Origin of the sequence: Azospirillum fermentarium (assembly GCF_025961205.1) — a bacterium.
Taxonomy (GTDB): domain Bacteria; phylum Pseudomonadota; class Alphaproteobacteria; order Azospirillales; family Azospirillaceae; genus Azospirillum; species Azospirillum fermentarium.
Genome location: NZ_JAOQNH010000001.1, coordinates 766,066 through 780,157, shown reverse-complemented (window position 1 = coordinate 780,157; position 14,092 = coordinate 766,066). Strand labels below are relative to the sequence as shown.

Genomic DNA, 14,092 nt, shown 5'->3' with positions numbered 1-14,092 from the left:
CGGCCGGTGTCACACCTGTGTCTCACGAGGCATGCCCGCACGGCTGGGCAGCCATGAAAACTTCGCATCCGTCGGCCTGAAGGGGCCGCTCTGCCGCCCCGTCCGCTGCTCCCGAGGCTAACCCCGTCCTCGCGCCGCGCAAGGCCAAGCCGCCTCCGGCGGTGGCCTGCGGCCAGCCTTGCGCGCCGCTGCGGGCGGGGTTCTCCGGACCGCAGGTCGGGACGGGAGGATGGTCGTTTCCCGGTCGAACAGGAGGATGGGGAAGGGCGGTCAGGTCTCTTCCGGTTCGCGCAGGCGCACGCCGGGGCCGCCGGCACGCTGTTCCCCGTCGGCCAGGAACACGACCCCCGCTGCCTCCAACGCACGGCGGACAGCCTCAACGTTCTCGACCAAGCTTTTGCTCGTCCCTTTCGCCCCTTCCATGCGCCGGATCGTTGGCCCCGACACGCCGGACTCCTCCGCCAAGCGGTTCTGCCTCCAGTCGAGCAAAGCGCGCGCCGCCCTGATCTGTGCCCCCGTCAGCATGCCGTTTTCCTTTTTTGATCACGCAAGATCGTTTTGTGTTGACGAATTCCGGTCATGCGTGATAGTAAAACGGTCACGGATGAGGTGGAAGGGAATCTCATGGCCGACGCCCATGGCGCATGCCTGTATCCGGGAGCGCCCGCCAGCGTTCCTCCGCTCTCCCGCCGCAAGCTGCTGGCCGGCGTCGCTGCTTCCTCAACGCTCGCTCCTTCAATCATGGCATCGGGACCCGATCCCGTCCTCCCGCTCTGGCGGGAATGGCAGGCCGACATGGTGCAAGCCGAGGTTCTGCGCAGCGAGTGGAGCCGCCTGGAGCAGGCGCTCCTCCAACTGGTCGGCGCCAACCGTTTCGAAGAGACGATGAAGGCGGGCGCCCCTGAAGCCGGCGACCTCCTGAACATTGAGACGCGCCAACTGGAGCTGGACCGCCGCCTCGACACCCTGGTCAGAACGATCATCGACCAGTCGTCGCAGACCCGCGCCGGTATCGCCGCCAAGCTGGCCCTGGCCCTCGAACTCGCCGACCCGGTCGAGCGCGCAGACCCCTCCTGGCGGCTCGTACAAGGCGCCCTGAATGAGCTGAGCGCCCTGGACCATCCCGACCTACCCGCGATCACGACAGGCCCACCATGACACGCCGGAGAGCCCGTATCCGGTGGAGCAAGGATGCCGAGCTGCTTCGGCTCGGGGCGGAGCACCGGAAGCTACTGCGCCGCTACCACGAGACGCTGATCGCTGCCTGCCTGAAGAGCGCCACGGCTCCCGAGGAGGCGCAGTGGATCGGCCGCTACCCTTACCCCGCTGCTATGCCGCCCGACGACTACACCCGCTACAAGGCCGCCACGAAGGCCACCGGACTCGATGTGCTGGACGACCGCCTCGAAGCCCTGTGCACCCGCCTTGACGATATCGAGACGCGCATCGCCGCCCTGCCGGCACACACGCCCGCCAGTCTGGTTGCCCGTCTCCGGGTCCTCTGGCGGATGGTCCAGGACGAGCCCGGCCAGCTCTTCACCGAACCGTCCGACGACGCTCCACCCGAGCGGCGACTGATCTGGAGCGTCCTCGCCGATGCCGAACGGATCGCGAAGACGCATCGGCCGCATCCCTGATCTACGCCTAAAACGTCTGCTTATCACGTGCAGCATCGAAGAAGAGGTGGCGAAGGATAACGCCCGCGCAATGGGGCGTAGCGTGGTGTAGAGATGGCGGACAAAATCGCTCAGCAAGATAAAAGGATGTCCGACGCGTTTGCGTAAGTTATTGATGATCAACGGAAAAATTGCCCGACAAACGTCGGCTTCGTATACATTGTAACACAGCAAAAATATCTGGAACGGCTGGCAACTCTAAGTGTTTATTGTTCAGCCGTGCGCCCTGTTCTTAGACCTGTTGAGTGGATATCCCATGTCTCGTACCTCATTATCCAATGATACGCGCAAGGTGACGGTCCGTCTGCCGACGGCTTTGTCGGATCGCATCGACCTGTTGCAAACCAGCAAAGGTCTGCGGAGCTACAGCGAAGCGCTGTTCTATGCCCTGGAACTCGGCCTGGACGCTGTTGCCAACGGCGTGGATGAGCCGAACCGACTCATCGGCCCCATCGCACACATTGAGGACATGGTAGTGGCGCTTCTAGCCATCCAGAACGCAGTGCATGAGCTGAACGCGGACGAAGTCACCGCTATCAAGGACGAGATTTGGGCTATCCACCACCGCAGACGGATCTAAAATACTGGCCGATATGTGCTGCTTGGAGGTAGCGCGATTGCGTATTCAGGGGAGTTCTAAAACCTCAGTGAACGGTCTCATCTTTTTAAGAGTGCCAACAAAATCGGTTGTGGGCTGTAGAACACTAAATCGAAATCTCCAGCAAGGACGTTTCTCTATGCTTAAGGTAGATGAATTTTTTCGGCAAGAAAGAACACGCCGTGCAATGTTACTACCAGCATTGAGCTAAGCAAAATCGCTAGAGGAGCAACAATCAAAAACCGCCCAACTGCAATCATTTCTTTTCCATAATTATAGCTAGATATTAAGGTTTTCACATAAGAGATGGAGTCAACACTGGAATTCAATCCTATTATAAGTAGGCAAATAATAAATGATATTAAAACAAGATAAGAGAATAGATATGACAAAAACTGCCGTCTTGTCAGCTTAATTAGAACGTCCCGCCCGGATTCTACTATCCGTATTTGTGGTGCTGGATCTGGCATCTCCCTGTCCATGCCTTCCCCGCCAAAGGTAGCGACGGCTGCAAGGCCTGCAAAATAAAACCCCGGGAGCGTGGACAAAAGCGTCAACAGAGACGCAAGGGTTCCGTCCTTCCCGAACAAAACTGGGGGAACTGGTAACGCCAAATAGCAAAAAAGTGCGATTACCGTCAAGCATACCGGTAGCCACGTCGTATAGGTTCGAATTTCAGGATGAATAATCCTGAGATATGCAAAGCCGCGAAGTAGCTCATATCTTGTCTGGCGCAGCATATTTCTATACCGTCCTGTGTTCCAGTAGCCTTGGGATTGCATGATCCCGCAAATGCGGTACAATCTGGCGAGCTGATTGAGCTAGTAGTGGCCTGATGTCGGTGATTTCAAAAGATTTTATGTAAAGATCTCTTAGTGGGGCTCCGGTTTGCGCATCGATATCTACGGTAACGCTTCTTTTCGTTCCATCCATCTCAAGTCTAATTTTAGCCTGCTGATAACTGCCAGCATTCCTTTGAAATGCTGTGCGAAGATTATCCCACAGATTTGCTGGTAAATTCCCACGATCAATCCCAAGCTTAAGCTCAGATGATTCTTTTGTAAGGAAGGCAGCTCCAGCAATTGGGGTATTTTGTTCGACTTTTACTAATGATATCCCGTGAATACGGCCATTATTAATATCCCGAACCAACGAATCAGAAGGGCGGCCCCGCAATTCAATGTGTGGGCAGCACCTTTCCATACGTGGTTGACCAGCCCGATCTAACCCACCTCCGGGGGAGCGGTATTGGAACGATGTAGTGTCTTCGTGGAATTCAAAGTTGAGAAACTTGGATAAGACACGCTGAGCAAGATTTGGAGTCAGTCCGGCAACTCTTTCGATAATACATGTATATACGTTCGGCTTGTTCTCTTCCTGAATTGTGGAAACCAAAACGTGGCACGCGAAATCAGAGCCTTGATTTTCTGTTTTGATGTGCTCGTTGAAATCTCCTGTAGTTGGATCGGAATAAACACTATTTGGGGCAAGCTTGTTCGACAGGCGAACTAATATGGTCGCCACGTTATTTTCCCGGTTAATCTCCACCTGTCCGATTAATAAGGTCATATTTCCACTCTGGATGGGGTGGCACCTATTTGCCCTTGACAGCTTGTCCCAAACGGAAACTACAGTTTCCATGTCTGGTACTTTTGCTCCCGCCTTTCGCACTCCAATTTCTAAATCATATACATAAAATTCTCTGTGGTCGTTCCGCATCCTATTACTCTCTTCTAGCAACCTAGCGGCTCGCAGCGGCCACGGCGGTCCATGACGCATCCGATGCTAGTGCCAAGCTATAGCTCCCGACAACACCTCTCTTTCTGGCTGTGTGTTACCCATACAGTCCAACGCTGAAGGAGCATCATACATGAACATTTCGGGAACTTCCCGTTCAAAATTGGATGGCTGCGCGCTGCAAATTATACGCTAAAAATAGTGTAAATTATCCTCAGACATGCTGTGCCTAATGGAATGAGTTACAAGCTGTTCCGCCATAGGCGCAGCAAGGAAACCAAGCTGATTGCCAGAGGCGCGCACTGATGAAGAGCCGCAACGGTCTTCACGACGCAGCGCTGCGCGTGGAATGGTGCGCGCTGGCAGCACGGCCGGGCGTAAGGCAATTTCCATGGTCGAAAGCTATGCCGCAGACGCCGTTGTTGCATACCATTGTATGTGGAATTGGGCTGGTGGCGAATGCGCGCTGATAGGTGGGATTCGACAGAAGCTCGTCTCAAGGTGTATGCTCTTTAGCGGTGGAGGAGGGGGCGCCCTCTCCTGCGGCAAAGGAGCTGATCGTCATGCCGATAGTCGATTTCTCCCAATATCCATACTATCCTGCGTTGCGTTGCTCGACAGGAGAGCATCTGGGCTATCGATCCCTTGGAAATTCGGATAAGGACTGGATAATCCCTGTCCTTGAGCTAAGCCAGCGCGGAAACTCCCCTAGCCTCGACCCATCCATTGCCAACATCAGGCAGACCATCGGGGCGAGGGCATTCATTCTTGATTTGTGCCATGAACCCGCGCCTGACCCCCATATCTCCGCAAATCCTCGGGACCCGGCTGCCGAACGGCAGCGTGTCGAGCAAGAGCGTGAGGCGCAGGAAGCCTACAACAGGGGGCTTGCGCGATTGCTCGACCCGTCTGACGGTTTCTCCGCATGGCGACGGCTGGTGACGACCTTCCCTAACGCAATACCGGTAATCCAATACACTGACGCTGATGCGCAGGCCCGGCAAATCTTGCGGCAAGCGGCATTTTTTTCGAGGACTGGATCAATAGCTATTCGTATCCGACAAGAGGACAACGCCCGTATCTTTGAAATTATCTCCCAAATCATCTCGGTTATCGACTCGCCAGACCATCTTCTCATCATTATAGATTGCGGGCAGGGGCGGCAGCGCCTCCGTGACCGCGCGAATTTCGCACGGAATGCTATCGGGCGCATCACGGAAGGGCTTGATCCTGCGCAAATCGCATTAATTCGCGCCGTGTGCATGAGCAACACATTCATGAAGCCAAATCATGATGGTTTGATTTATTATCGTAACGACGATTGGGGGATCTGGCGCGCTGCGAGGGAATCGTTCCCTTTTCTATTCGGAGACTATGCGGCAATGAACCGTATCCGCAGAATGACTACATTTACGCCATCTGATTACCGGGCTACAGTAGTGTACCCCCTCAATGATGCGTGGCTAGTCTATCGCCACCCGGACGCCAACGATGAAGCTGGTTGGGGCGCTGGCGCGGAGGAAGTGGTGGCGCATGAACGCTATCAGCCCGTCCCAGAGGTATGGGGCGCCGAGGTGATTGGCCGGGCCGCCAACGGAGATACGGCCGACGTGCTCGCATCCCGTTTCTGGCATGCGGTGAAGGTCAACATTCATATCCACCGGCAGATAGGTGCTGCGGCCGTGAACGTTGCAGGTCTCGATGGCGAAGATGAGGGTTACGACGAATAAGGCATCTGCGCGGGCGCCGTCGCCAAGCGTCCACGCAAGGTCTTGCGAAGGGTTGCCTTCAAAGTATCCTGCTCAATGTTTGAAGTTGCATATCTAACTAGTTCTGCATGTCGCTTATCGCGCATACCCTTTGCTAGGTTATGTGCGACGAGTATGGAGATCAGTTCGGGCTTGCGCAGAATGAATAGGGCAGCCTCCAAACTCGGCGATGGGTTTTGTCCTGCCGAGCGAATAAGGCTGAATAGGCTAGTTCCTTCGCCTGATGATGGCACGGCAATTCCCCACCAAAACGGCACGGACGCCTCGACTTGGTGTAGGTGTTTCTCAGTCGTTATTATATAGGCCCGATCAAAAACTCTGTTGAACGCGCGGGCCTGCCTTGGAAGCCGCGCGAGGCTATCCACATCGCTCTTGATCTCGTATCCGACCATTTCTCCGTTGACGACAGCGATATCAGCTCGCGCCGATGGGCGTGGTATCCTCAACTCGTGGATAATGCCGGTTTCCGGGCAGCCTTCATGCTGCCTCTCCAGCCACAGGTGGAGGGGGCGCCGGATATCGCCATCTCGCAGGGGCGAAGCTGTCACCACCGTTCCTTCGCACCTTAAAACCATGTAAACATAAAGATATCTTTATATCGGATTCGCGTCAACCCATCTTGGCGGCTATCTGGCTGTGGGTGTGTTTGCACCGAATACCGCAGCGCTCAGGCAAGCGTGAAGATTAGTGTGCCGCTTGTCAGGCTGGAGCGTCCAGCGGACGTGCAGACATTCGTCCGAGTCGCTGATTCGGTGCGAAGAATGAACGTCTCGATGCTGATGGAAGGCGTCGGGATCTTGCATTCTCTACGACGCAGTATTCAGTTGTACGCTATGCTGCGGTACCCTTTGGGGATGATGAATTTTTCGAGAGCTTGTGTATCGACTGAGATGCCGTTTGAGAATTACAGGGTAGCCTTATGTCTTCTAGGTGCGGCATGCCGGTGGCGCGTTGGAGATGCCCTGCATGCCTGGTATCATGAGCGACATCACCGGCGGCAGTGCATTTGCCATCGTCCCGGTGGACGCACTGAGCGACCGCGCACTCTCACGCGACGCTCGGTGGCTCTATGCCCTCCTTTGCGGCCATGCCGACCGCTCGGGCCTTTGCCGGCGCTCGTTGCGGCGCTTGGCCGATGAGCAAGGCGTGTCTCGCCGTAGTCTCCAGCGCTGGCTCTGCGAACTGGAGGAGCACGGCCGGGTTGTGCGTGTGGATGCTAAAGGAAAGGCAGGACAGTTTCGGGTGATCCGCAATCCGGCAGATCTCGCGTCGAGCCGGGCCATTGGTGTCGCTCAGACGGACAAGCGGCGCGCCCGATACGGTGAATGTGGTCGTCGCGGTGTGTCGTCCCGCCACAGAACCGGTGACGCGGCTGTCACCGGTCAGGCTGTGGAAAAGGCTGCTGGGGGTGACAGCGCTGTCGCCGGAGGGATGCCAGAGGCGTCACCTCGGCCCGTGACACGGCTGTCACCCAGAACAAGACCGGATTCAACAAGACCTGTTGAACATGACGGCGCTCTGCCTGCTGGTCGGAGTCGGGTGGACAACGAACGGAAGGAAGCCCGTCAGCGTATCGAGCGGGAACGGGAAATCCGCCGGATCGTCCAGGCTGCGTTCGGGGCCCGCTTCTCCGGGGCGGTACCCGTCGGCGAGATCTTGCGGGAGCGTTTGACCGAGCAGGAGATTGAGGACTTGGTGACCGGTATGCGGTCATTGGCGGATCTGCTTCCCATGCTGGGCTGTCAACCTATAGCAAACGAAACCGCCGCTGTGGTCAGCCCGTGGCGGAACGGAGACTGAGACGATGGTGGGCCGAAGTGCGCGTGACGCCTACCCGCCGATCCGCACCGGCTCCGTATCCAGCCCAGCGGCTTTGCGCGCCTGCATGATCGTGTGCTTCTCAACCGACATTAGCGCCTCCCGCATCTGCCGCAGCCGGCGCGACCGGTCGTAAACGCGCGCGGTCACCCCGTCGCTCGCGTGACCCAAGATGCGCTTCTGCACCGCGTCGGGCGTATCGTATTCGCCGAGGATCGAGGCGCAAGTGCGGCGCAGATCGTGGGGCGTCCAGCGCCGGCCTTCCAGGTCGCTGTGGCCCAGCTTGTTAGTCAGCAACCGGGCGGCGCACGCGAGCCCGTCCACGGTGAGCGCGCCAGCGGTCTTGCCGCTTGGGCTGGGAAACAGGAGGCCATCCCCGCATGCCTGCTGGCGGCGGCGTAGGACGCTGAGCGCCAAGGGGGGAAGCGGCAGATCACGGCGCGCCGCCGCCGTCTTGCCGCCGTGTGCGGCCACGCGCAGTAGGACAAAGCCCGTCTCGCTGTCCTCCTGGATGTTGCCGGCCTGGATGCGCAGCACCTCCCCGGCGCGCAGGCCGAGCAGCAGCGCCAGGGCCATGGCGTCGAGTGTCTGCCGACTGATCGGGCGGGTGCCGTCCGCCTCCCGCTGGTAGATCGTGCGGCCGTCCAGCAGGCCGAGCGCCAGGGCGAGTTCGCCGAGTTCGCCGTCGCTCAGAATGCGGTCGCGCGAGCGCTCCGTAAGCATCCGCTGAGTACCGCGGTCAGGCAGCTTTTGCCTGCTCGCGCATCGCCTTCCACTCCCAGGGCAGGAGTTCGTGCAGGCGGTTTTGTGGCATGTCGTTGATGCGCGCCAGCACGTCGGCGAGCCAGGCCTGCGGGTCAACGTTGTTCAGCTTGGCGGTGGTGATCAGGCCATACATGATCGCCGCCCGCTGGCCGCCGCGATCGGAGCCGCAGAACAGCCACGCCTTCCTCCCGAGGGCGATCCCGCGCAGGCCGCGTTCGGCGGCGTTGCTCGTCAGGCACAGCCGGCCATCGCCGAGGAAGCGGGTGAAGCCGTCCCAGCGCGTCAGCATGTAGTCCATCGCCTTGGCCACGGGGGCATGGCGGGAGAGCCGGGCCCGCTCCGTCCGCATCCAGCCCTCCAGCGCGGCTACCAGGGTGACGCCATGCTCCTGGCGTGCCGCCAGCCGCTCGGCCGCCGGCTTGCCGTTCAAGGCACGCTCGAGATCGAAGAGGGCGTCGATGCGCGTCACGGCCTCCAGCGCCAGCGGCGAGATCGGCGGGGCATCCTTGCCGCGCCTGGTGTTCGTAGCGATGTCGGCCAGCTTGAAGAAGCCGCGCCGGGCATGCGCCCAGCACAGCACGTCGCTGATCGGCCCCGGCTGTCGCTCGGGTTCGTACAGCCGGTTGTAGCCGGCGAACGCATCGGCCTGCAGCCAGCCTTTGAAGCCGGCCAGGTGCCGTTCGGGATGTTCGCCTTTGCGGTCGCGGGAATAGTGGAACAGCGCCACCGGTGGGGCTTGGCCGGCGAACGGCCGGTCATCGCGCACATACACCCACAGGCGCCCGGTATCGGTCTTGCCCTTGGCCAGCACGGGCACCGGGGTGTCGTCCCCATGCAACCGCTCAGCCGCCATCACATGCGCCGCGATCAGGTCGTGCAGCGGCTTCAGCACCGCGGCGGCGGTGCCCACCTGGTCGGCCAGGGTGGACAGGCTGAGCGGCACGCCCTCCCGCGCGAAGCGTTCGGCCTGCCGGTTCAGCGGCTGATGCTGGCCGAACTTCTCGAACAGGATGGTGGCCAGCAGGTTGGGGCCGGCCCAGCCCCGCGGGGTGGTGTGGAACGGTGCCGGCGGCTGGCTGATCGTCTCGCAGGCCCGGCAGGAGAACCGCTCGCGCACCGTCTGGATCACCTTCCACTGGCGCGGGATCACCTCCAGCGTCTCGGTAATCGTTTCGCCCAGCTTGCACAGCTTGTCCGAGCCGCAGCACGGGCAGGTCGCGGGGGCCGGCACAACGACGCGCTCGCGCGGCAGGTGGCCGGGAAAGGGCTGGCGCGAGGGCCGCTTGCGGGTGAAGGCCGTCACCCCGGTGGTTCGGGCAGCGGCCTGCTCGGCTGCCAACTCGTCCTCACTGGCCGTCGCTTCCAGCTCTTCAAGCTGGAACTCCAACTGGTCCAGCAGGCGTGCCTTGCGCTCGGAGCGCGTGCCGTAGAGCTCGCGCCGGAGCTTCTCGATTTCCAGCTTCAGGCTGGCGATCAGCGCCTCGGTGTTCGAAGCCATCGCCCTGGCCCGCGCCGCTTCGGCTTCCGCCGCGTCCGCCCGCGCCTCGGCCTGCGCCAAGGCGGCGCGCAAGCTGGCGATGTCGTCGGCCACGGCGGCAGGGGGCGGGGCGGCGGTCATGGCGCCAGTTTACCTGGGATCACGCCTTCGAGCCGTCGCAATCTCCCCTGAACCGGCCCGTCGATTCACCGTGTCGCAGTCACCCTGCGGTCTCGGGACGCCAAGTCTTCTGCGGGTTGCGCCAGTCGATGCCTTCGAGCAGATAGCCCATCTGCCCAACCGAGATCGACACCGCGCCGTCCGCCGGCGTGGGCCAGATGAAACGGCCCCGCTCCAGCCTCTTCATGAACAGGCAACTGCCCTGGCCGTCATACCAGATGATCTTCACCAGATCGCCGCGGCGCCCGCGGAAGATGAAGAGATGGCCGCTGTGCGGGTCTTGGGCGAAGCGTTCCTGCACCAGCAACGCCAGGCTCGCCCAGCCCTTGCGCATGTCGGTGTGCCCGCTGGCCAGCCACACCCGCACCCCGCTCGGCACCGGGATCATGCCAGGGCACCGATGACGGCCGCCGCCAGGGCCGGGTCGACCGGCCCTTCCAGACGCAGGCGTGCCCCGCTGGGCAGGATGACCTCGAGGATCGCCGGGCTCGTGGCCGACGTCGCCGGAGGCGGCAATGGCGCACGGGGCTCCACGACCGGCAGTTCCGTGACGGTCGGCTCCGGCGTGATGGTCACCGCAGTGAAGCTGGGCGGTTCGCCCACGGCGATCCCCGTGGCCTTCATCAGCCCCCGCCAGCGATACAGCAGGCTTTCGTGCACGCCCAGCCGGCGGGCCACCTCCGTCACCACCACGCCGGGGCGGAACGCCTCCTCGACCATCCGGACCTTCTCCGCCGGCGTGTAGTTCCGCCGCCGCTCCGTCCCCGTCAGAACCTCGACCCGCTGGTAAGCCATGACGTTTGCCACTCGTTTGCGTCCGCGCGATGACGCGCCACGCAAAACTCAGACGTCGGACCCTACTTTGCCAAGGCGGCGCTTACCGGATGCGTACAGCGCTCCGCGGCGGCGGACACCAGCAACCGATCCGCCGTGCCGCGTGTGGGGAGCCACCCCTTGTCCTCCAGGTGCCGCCACAGCGCGGTGATCACGCTGCCCAGCCGGCGCGTCTGCACGCCTTTCTGCTTGGCCTTGGCTTGGCGCCTCGCCTCGCGGTCCACCACGGCCGACAGCATGGCGCGATCGACGTCGGCCGGCGCGAGCTTGCCCAGCGCCGGCACGAGGTGGAGCTTCAGCAGCCGTTCCCGCTCCTTCCAGTAGCGTTCCGCCCGCCCGACCGCTTTCAGGTGCGCGATGTAGAGCGCGGCAGCGTCGGCCACCGTGCGCGGCTTCTCCAGGCCGAGTACGGCCCGTGTTTCAGCCGCCTTCGGGTCCTGGCCGCTGCGCGCCTCCGAGACGACCCGGCCGGCCGCCAGCCGCGCGTCCGACAGCGACACCGCGGGATAGGCGCCCAGCGCGACGCGGCGCTGGATGCCCTTGCCGCCGCCCTCCGCGCGGACGCGGCAGCGCAGGTACCACGTCTTGGTGCCGCTCGGATGGACCTGCAATTCGAGGCCGGCGCCGTCCCTCAGAATGGTCCGAATCCCGTCCTTGGCGCGGGTGTGACGGATCGTCGTGTCGGTCAGTTTGGGCATGGCCGTTCTTAGACTGTCAGAAATACAGTCCGATAAATGGTGTCACAGCCGGTGTCACACAAATCGCGGATGCCAGGGGGTAGAGTAGCGAATCCAAGCGTAGTCCCGGTGGCCCAATCAGTCGCCTGCATGATGTCACGCTTTTCGGAATTGCCTTGAAACTTCAGCCTGTTGCCGGCATATAGGATTCCGGCATTTCCAGCGTTTTCCGGCCCTCGCGTTCACCTCGCCGAGGGGCCTGAAATACTGATGGAGATGCAGAGCGAGGACTACCTGCAACGGCAGCATCTGACGTGATTTTTTGTGAGCGATTGAGAGCCGGTGTCTCACCCATGTCTCACGAGACATGAGCCTGTTGCTTGCAGTACGGCTGGACCCCGATCCCCCAGCGGCTACAATAACCCGGTGCTCAACTGGTGCTCCGCCAACGTTGCGGCTGGACCCCGATCCCCCAGCGGCTACAATCAATCGCAGGACGAGCGTCATATCGGACAGTTGCGGCTGGACCCCGATCCCCCAGCGGCTACAATGACAAGCGGGGGTAGCTGTCCCCCTATGCTGTTGCGGCTGGACCCCGATCCCCCAGCGGCTACAATTCAGCAGGTCGCCGTTGTTGGCCCGCAGAAGTTGCGGCTGGCCCCCGATCCCCCAGCGGCTACAATTTCCGACGCCACGGCGTAGCGGGCAAGGTCGTTGCGGCTGGACCCCGATCCCCCAGCGGCTACAATTGCGGACGGCGTCGTTCGCCACTGCCAACAGTTGCGGCTGGACCCCGATCCCCCAGCGGCTACAATCCAAGGCACTGGAGCAGTGGAGGAGCACGCTGTTGCGGCTGGACCCCGATCCCCCAGCGGCTACAATGGCAGCCACGCCAGCGACTGCCATGGTGACGTTGCGGCTGGACCCCGATCCCCCAGCGGCTACAATCGCCAAGGATTCTTCATCCGAGCCCACCGCGTTGCGGCTGGACCCCGATCCCCCAGCGGCTACAATCGCAGGCGTTCGATGTAGAGCGGCATGAACGTTGCGGCTGGACCCCGATCCCCCAGCGGCTACAATTCAGACGGTGCCGGCGTGCTGGACTCATCAGTTGCGGCTGGACCCCGATCCCCCAGCGGCTACAATGTCAGCGGATGAAACCCGCCGCCGTGTCTGTTGCGGCTGGACCCCGATCCCCCAGCGGCTACAATAGGATCCCGGGTAACGCATTGAAATTAAATGCATTATCCGGGATTTTTGTCCGTCTCGCCTCATAAATCACCCGCTAAAACAGCTTGAACTGCTCATAACGCGCAGCAGGTTCTTGTTTTGTCCGTGCTTCCAGGCACACCATCGTCTGATATTGCCGGTCGGTAAAGGTCAGGATCTGCACCTTTCCCCTTTTCGGAAGGTTCGCCCGAATACGCCCGATTCGCGCCTCGACCTGTGACGTGCCGGCGCAAAAGCGCAGGTAGACGCTGAATTGGGACATCTCGAAACCTTCATCGAGCAGAAAGTTCCGAAATTTGGCCGCGGCTTTCCGGTCAGGCTTCGTCACCGTGGGCAAGTCAAACATCACCATCATCCACATCAGGCGATACGCGCTGAGCACCATGCGCGCCCTCCTTGCGAGTGTGTGGGGAAACGAGATCGAGCGGCAGCGGCGACAGCGGCAGGTCCAGCACCTGCCGCTCGCCCAGCAGCAGGTGCGCCAGCGAGGACGCCAGCCGGAACAGGCAGGTTCCCAAAGGGGTGACACCGGCCTCCGTTCTCAGATCCTGCACCAGAATGCCGGCCAGCACGCGCTTGGTGTCCCGGTCCACCTCCCGCTGCCCGGCGGCGGCGAGGCGATGGACCAGGATATCGACCAACGGCCGGAACGGCTCCATCAGGTCATCGACAAGGCACATGGGGTTCGAACGGTTGGAATGTTTCAGCCCGAGCGTCGGATGGAGACCGGCCGCCGCCACCGCCCGCGCCGTGCCGCCCCGCAAGACCGCATAGCCATAGTTCAACAGCCCGTTGATGCCCGGTTCGTCGCTGTCGCGCCGGAAATCGGGGCCGAACAGCAAGGGCCAGTAGCGGCGCGCCGCCTGCGCCTCGATGTTCTCGGGATCGCCCGAGCGCAAGCGCCGCGCAAGCTCGGCAAAGGCCCCGGCCGGCTGGCCCAGCGCCTCCAGCACCGCGCCCTGGTTGCGGACCTTGGCCCGCGCGATGGCTTGCCAGAGCCGGTTCCGGAAGGCGTCGGTGATCTCCGCCTGCGCCCGCATCCGCTGGGCCTGGGCATGATGCCCGTCCACCGGCCACAGAATCGCCGCCGGGCTGAAGTTGCGCCCGCACAGGACCACCGCGCATTCCCGTTCCAGCAAGGCCAGAAGCAAGTTGTTGGAATAGGTCAGCCCATGGGCGGTGCCGATCAGCACGGCGATGTCGTCGAGCGGCACCCGCCCGATTTCGGTGCCGCGGACCGAGACAACCATGAATCCACGGTCGAGCGACAGATGCCGCCCGTCCTCCGCCACCTCGATGACGATTCCCGCCGCGCTTGCCATTGCCTACTC

16 protein-coding genes and 1 CRISPR repeat array are annotated in these 14,092 nt (G+C 61.6%); of the genes, 5 read left to right on the top strand and 11 right to left on the bottom strand.

Features of this window, described 5'->3' with window-relative positions; genetic code table 11:
- Nucleotides 1-270 precede the first annotated feature (270 nt).
- A complete protein-coding gene (locus M2352_RS03730; RefSeq protein ID WP_264663159.1) occupies nt 271-393 on the bottom strand; it encodes a hypothetical protein in 123 nt (40 codons plus the stop codon).
- A gap of 231 nt (nt 394-624) precedes the next feature.
- Here M2352_RS03730 and M2352_RS03725 point away from each other — a divergent pair, with 231 nt between their 5' ends.
- From M2352_RS03725 to M2352_RS03715, 3 genes are all read left to right on the top strand, one after another.
- Entirely contained in the window at nt 625-1,158 is a 534-nt protein-coding gene (locus tag M2352_RS03725; protein WP_264663158.1) for a hypothetical protein, read from the top strand.
- The gene (locus tag M2352_RS03720) at nt 1,155-1,637 is read left to right on the top strand and encodes a hypothetical protein (RefSeq protein WP_264663157.1); all 483 of its coding nucleotides are present in this window, start codon (nt 1,155-1,157) and stop codon (nt 1,635-1,637) included. The genes M2352_RS03725 and M2352_RS03720 overlap by 4 nt, the downstream gene beginning before the upstream one ends.
- 295 nt (nt 1,638-1,932) lie before the next feature.
- Nucleotides 1,933-2,256: a hypothetical protein gene (locus M2352_RS03715; protein ID WP_264663156.1), complete on the top strand. Its 324-nt coding sequence runs from the start codon at nt 1,933-1,935 to the stop codon at nt 2,254-2,256.
- A gap of 161 nt (nt 2,257-2,417) precedes the next feature.
- On the opposite strand, the gene M2352_RS03710 is transcribed toward M2352_RS03715, so the two are convergent.
- Complete coding sequence (locus M2352_RS03710; protein ID WP_264663155.1) at nt 2,418-3,014, bottom strand: hypothetical protein; 597 nt, start codon at nt 3,012-3,014, stop codon at nt 2,418-2,420.
- 4 nt (nt 3,015-3,018) lie between these two features.
- Nucleotides 3,019-3,993, bottom strand: a complete 975-nt coding sequence (locus tag M2352_RS03705) for a hypothetical protein (protein WP_264663154.1) — start codon at nt 3,991-3,993, stop codon at nt 3,019-3,021.
- A 581-nt stretch (nt 3,994-4,574) separates the two neighbouring features.
- Between M2352_RS03705 and M2352_RS03700 the strand changes: the two genes are divergently transcribed.
- Complete coding sequence (locus tag M2352_RS03700) at nt 4,575-5,741, top strand: beta family protein (RefSeq protein WP_264663153.1); 1,167 nt, start codon at nt 4,575-4,577, stop codon at nt 5,739-5,741.
- Here M2352_RS03700 and M2352_RS26545 read toward each other — a convergent pair.
- Complete coding sequence (locus tag M2352_RS26545; protein WP_406567227.1) at nt 5,729-6,355, bottom strand: sce7726 family protein; 627 nt, start codon at nt 6,353-6,355, stop codon at nt 5,729-5,731. The genes M2352_RS03700 and M2352_RS26545 overlap by 13 nt on opposite strands.
- A gap of 403 nt (nt 6,356-6,758) precedes the next feature.
- Between M2352_RS26545 and M2352_RS03695 the strand changes: the two genes are divergently transcribed.
- Nucleotides 6,759-7,580, top strand: coding sequence for a helix-turn-helix domain-containing protein (locus tag M2352_RS03695; protein ID WP_264663152.1), 822 nt, complete (start codon nt 6,759-6,761; stop codon nt 7,578-7,580).
- Between the two features lie 30 nt (nt 7,581-7,610).
- Here the strand turns inward: M2352_RS03695 and M2352_RS03690 are convergent, their stop codons facing one another.
- The 7 genes from M2352_RS03690 to cas1 all read right to left on the bottom strand — a co-directional run bounded on the left by M2352_RS03690 (nt 7,611) and on the right by cas1 (nt 14,083).
- Complete coding sequence (locus M2352_RS03690) at nt 7,611-8,321, bottom strand: tyrosine-type recombinase/integrase (RefSeq protein WP_264663151.1); 711 nt, start codon at nt 8,319-8,321, stop codon at nt 7,611-7,613.
- Nucleotides 8,322-8,337: 16 nt separating this feature from the next.
- Complete coding sequence (tnpC, locus tag M2352_RS03685; protein ID WP_264662671.1) at nt 8,338-9,981, bottom strand: IS66 family transposase; 1,644 nt, start codon at nt 9,979-9,981, stop codon at nt 8,338-8,340.
- A 79-nt stretch (nt 9,982-10,060) separates the two neighbouring features.
- Nucleotides 10,061-10,408, bottom strand: coding sequence for an IS66 family insertion sequence element accessory protein TnpB (tnpB, locus tag M2352_RS03680; protein ID WP_174471014.1), 348 nt, complete (start codon nt 10,406-10,408; stop codon nt 10,061-10,063).
- Nucleotides 10,405-10,815: an IS66-like element accessory protein TnpA gene (gene tnpA / locus M2352_RS03675; RefSeq protein WP_264662670.1), complete on the bottom strand. Its 411-nt coding sequence runs from the start codon at nt 10,813-10,815 to the stop codon at nt 10,405-10,407. The genes tnpB and tnpA overlap by 4 nt, the downstream gene beginning before the upstream one ends.
- A gap of 62 nt (nt 10,816-10,877) precedes the next feature.
- On the bottom strand, nt 10,878-11,552 hold the full coding sequence (locus M2352_RS03670; RefSeq protein WP_264663150.1) for an Arm DNA-binding domain-containing protein: 675 nt from the start codon (nt 11,550-11,552) through the stop codon (nt 10,878-10,880).
- 363 nt (nt 11,553-11,915) lie between these two features.
- Nucleotides 11,916-12,742: direct repeats of the CRISPR family, unit length 36 nt; unit sequence GTTGCGGCTGGACCCCGATCCCCCAGCGGCTACAAT.
- A gap of 74 nt (nt 12,743-12,816) precedes the next feature.
- Entirely contained in the window at nt 12,817-13,146 is a 330-nt protein-coding gene (gene cas2 / locus M2352_RS03665) for a CRISPR-associated endonuclease Cas2 (protein ID WP_264663149.1), read from the bottom strand.
- Nucleotides 13,100-14,083 carry a type II CRISPR-associated endonuclease Cas1 gene (gene cas1 / locus M2352_RS03660; RefSeq protein ID WP_264663148.1) on the bottom strand — a complete coding sequence of 328 codons (984 nt, stop codon included), beginning with the start codon at nt 14,081-14,083 and terminating at the stop codon, nt 13,100-13,102. The genes cas2 and cas1 overlap by 47 nt, the downstream gene beginning before the upstream one ends.
- Nucleotides 14,084-14,092 lie beyond the last annotated feature (9 nt).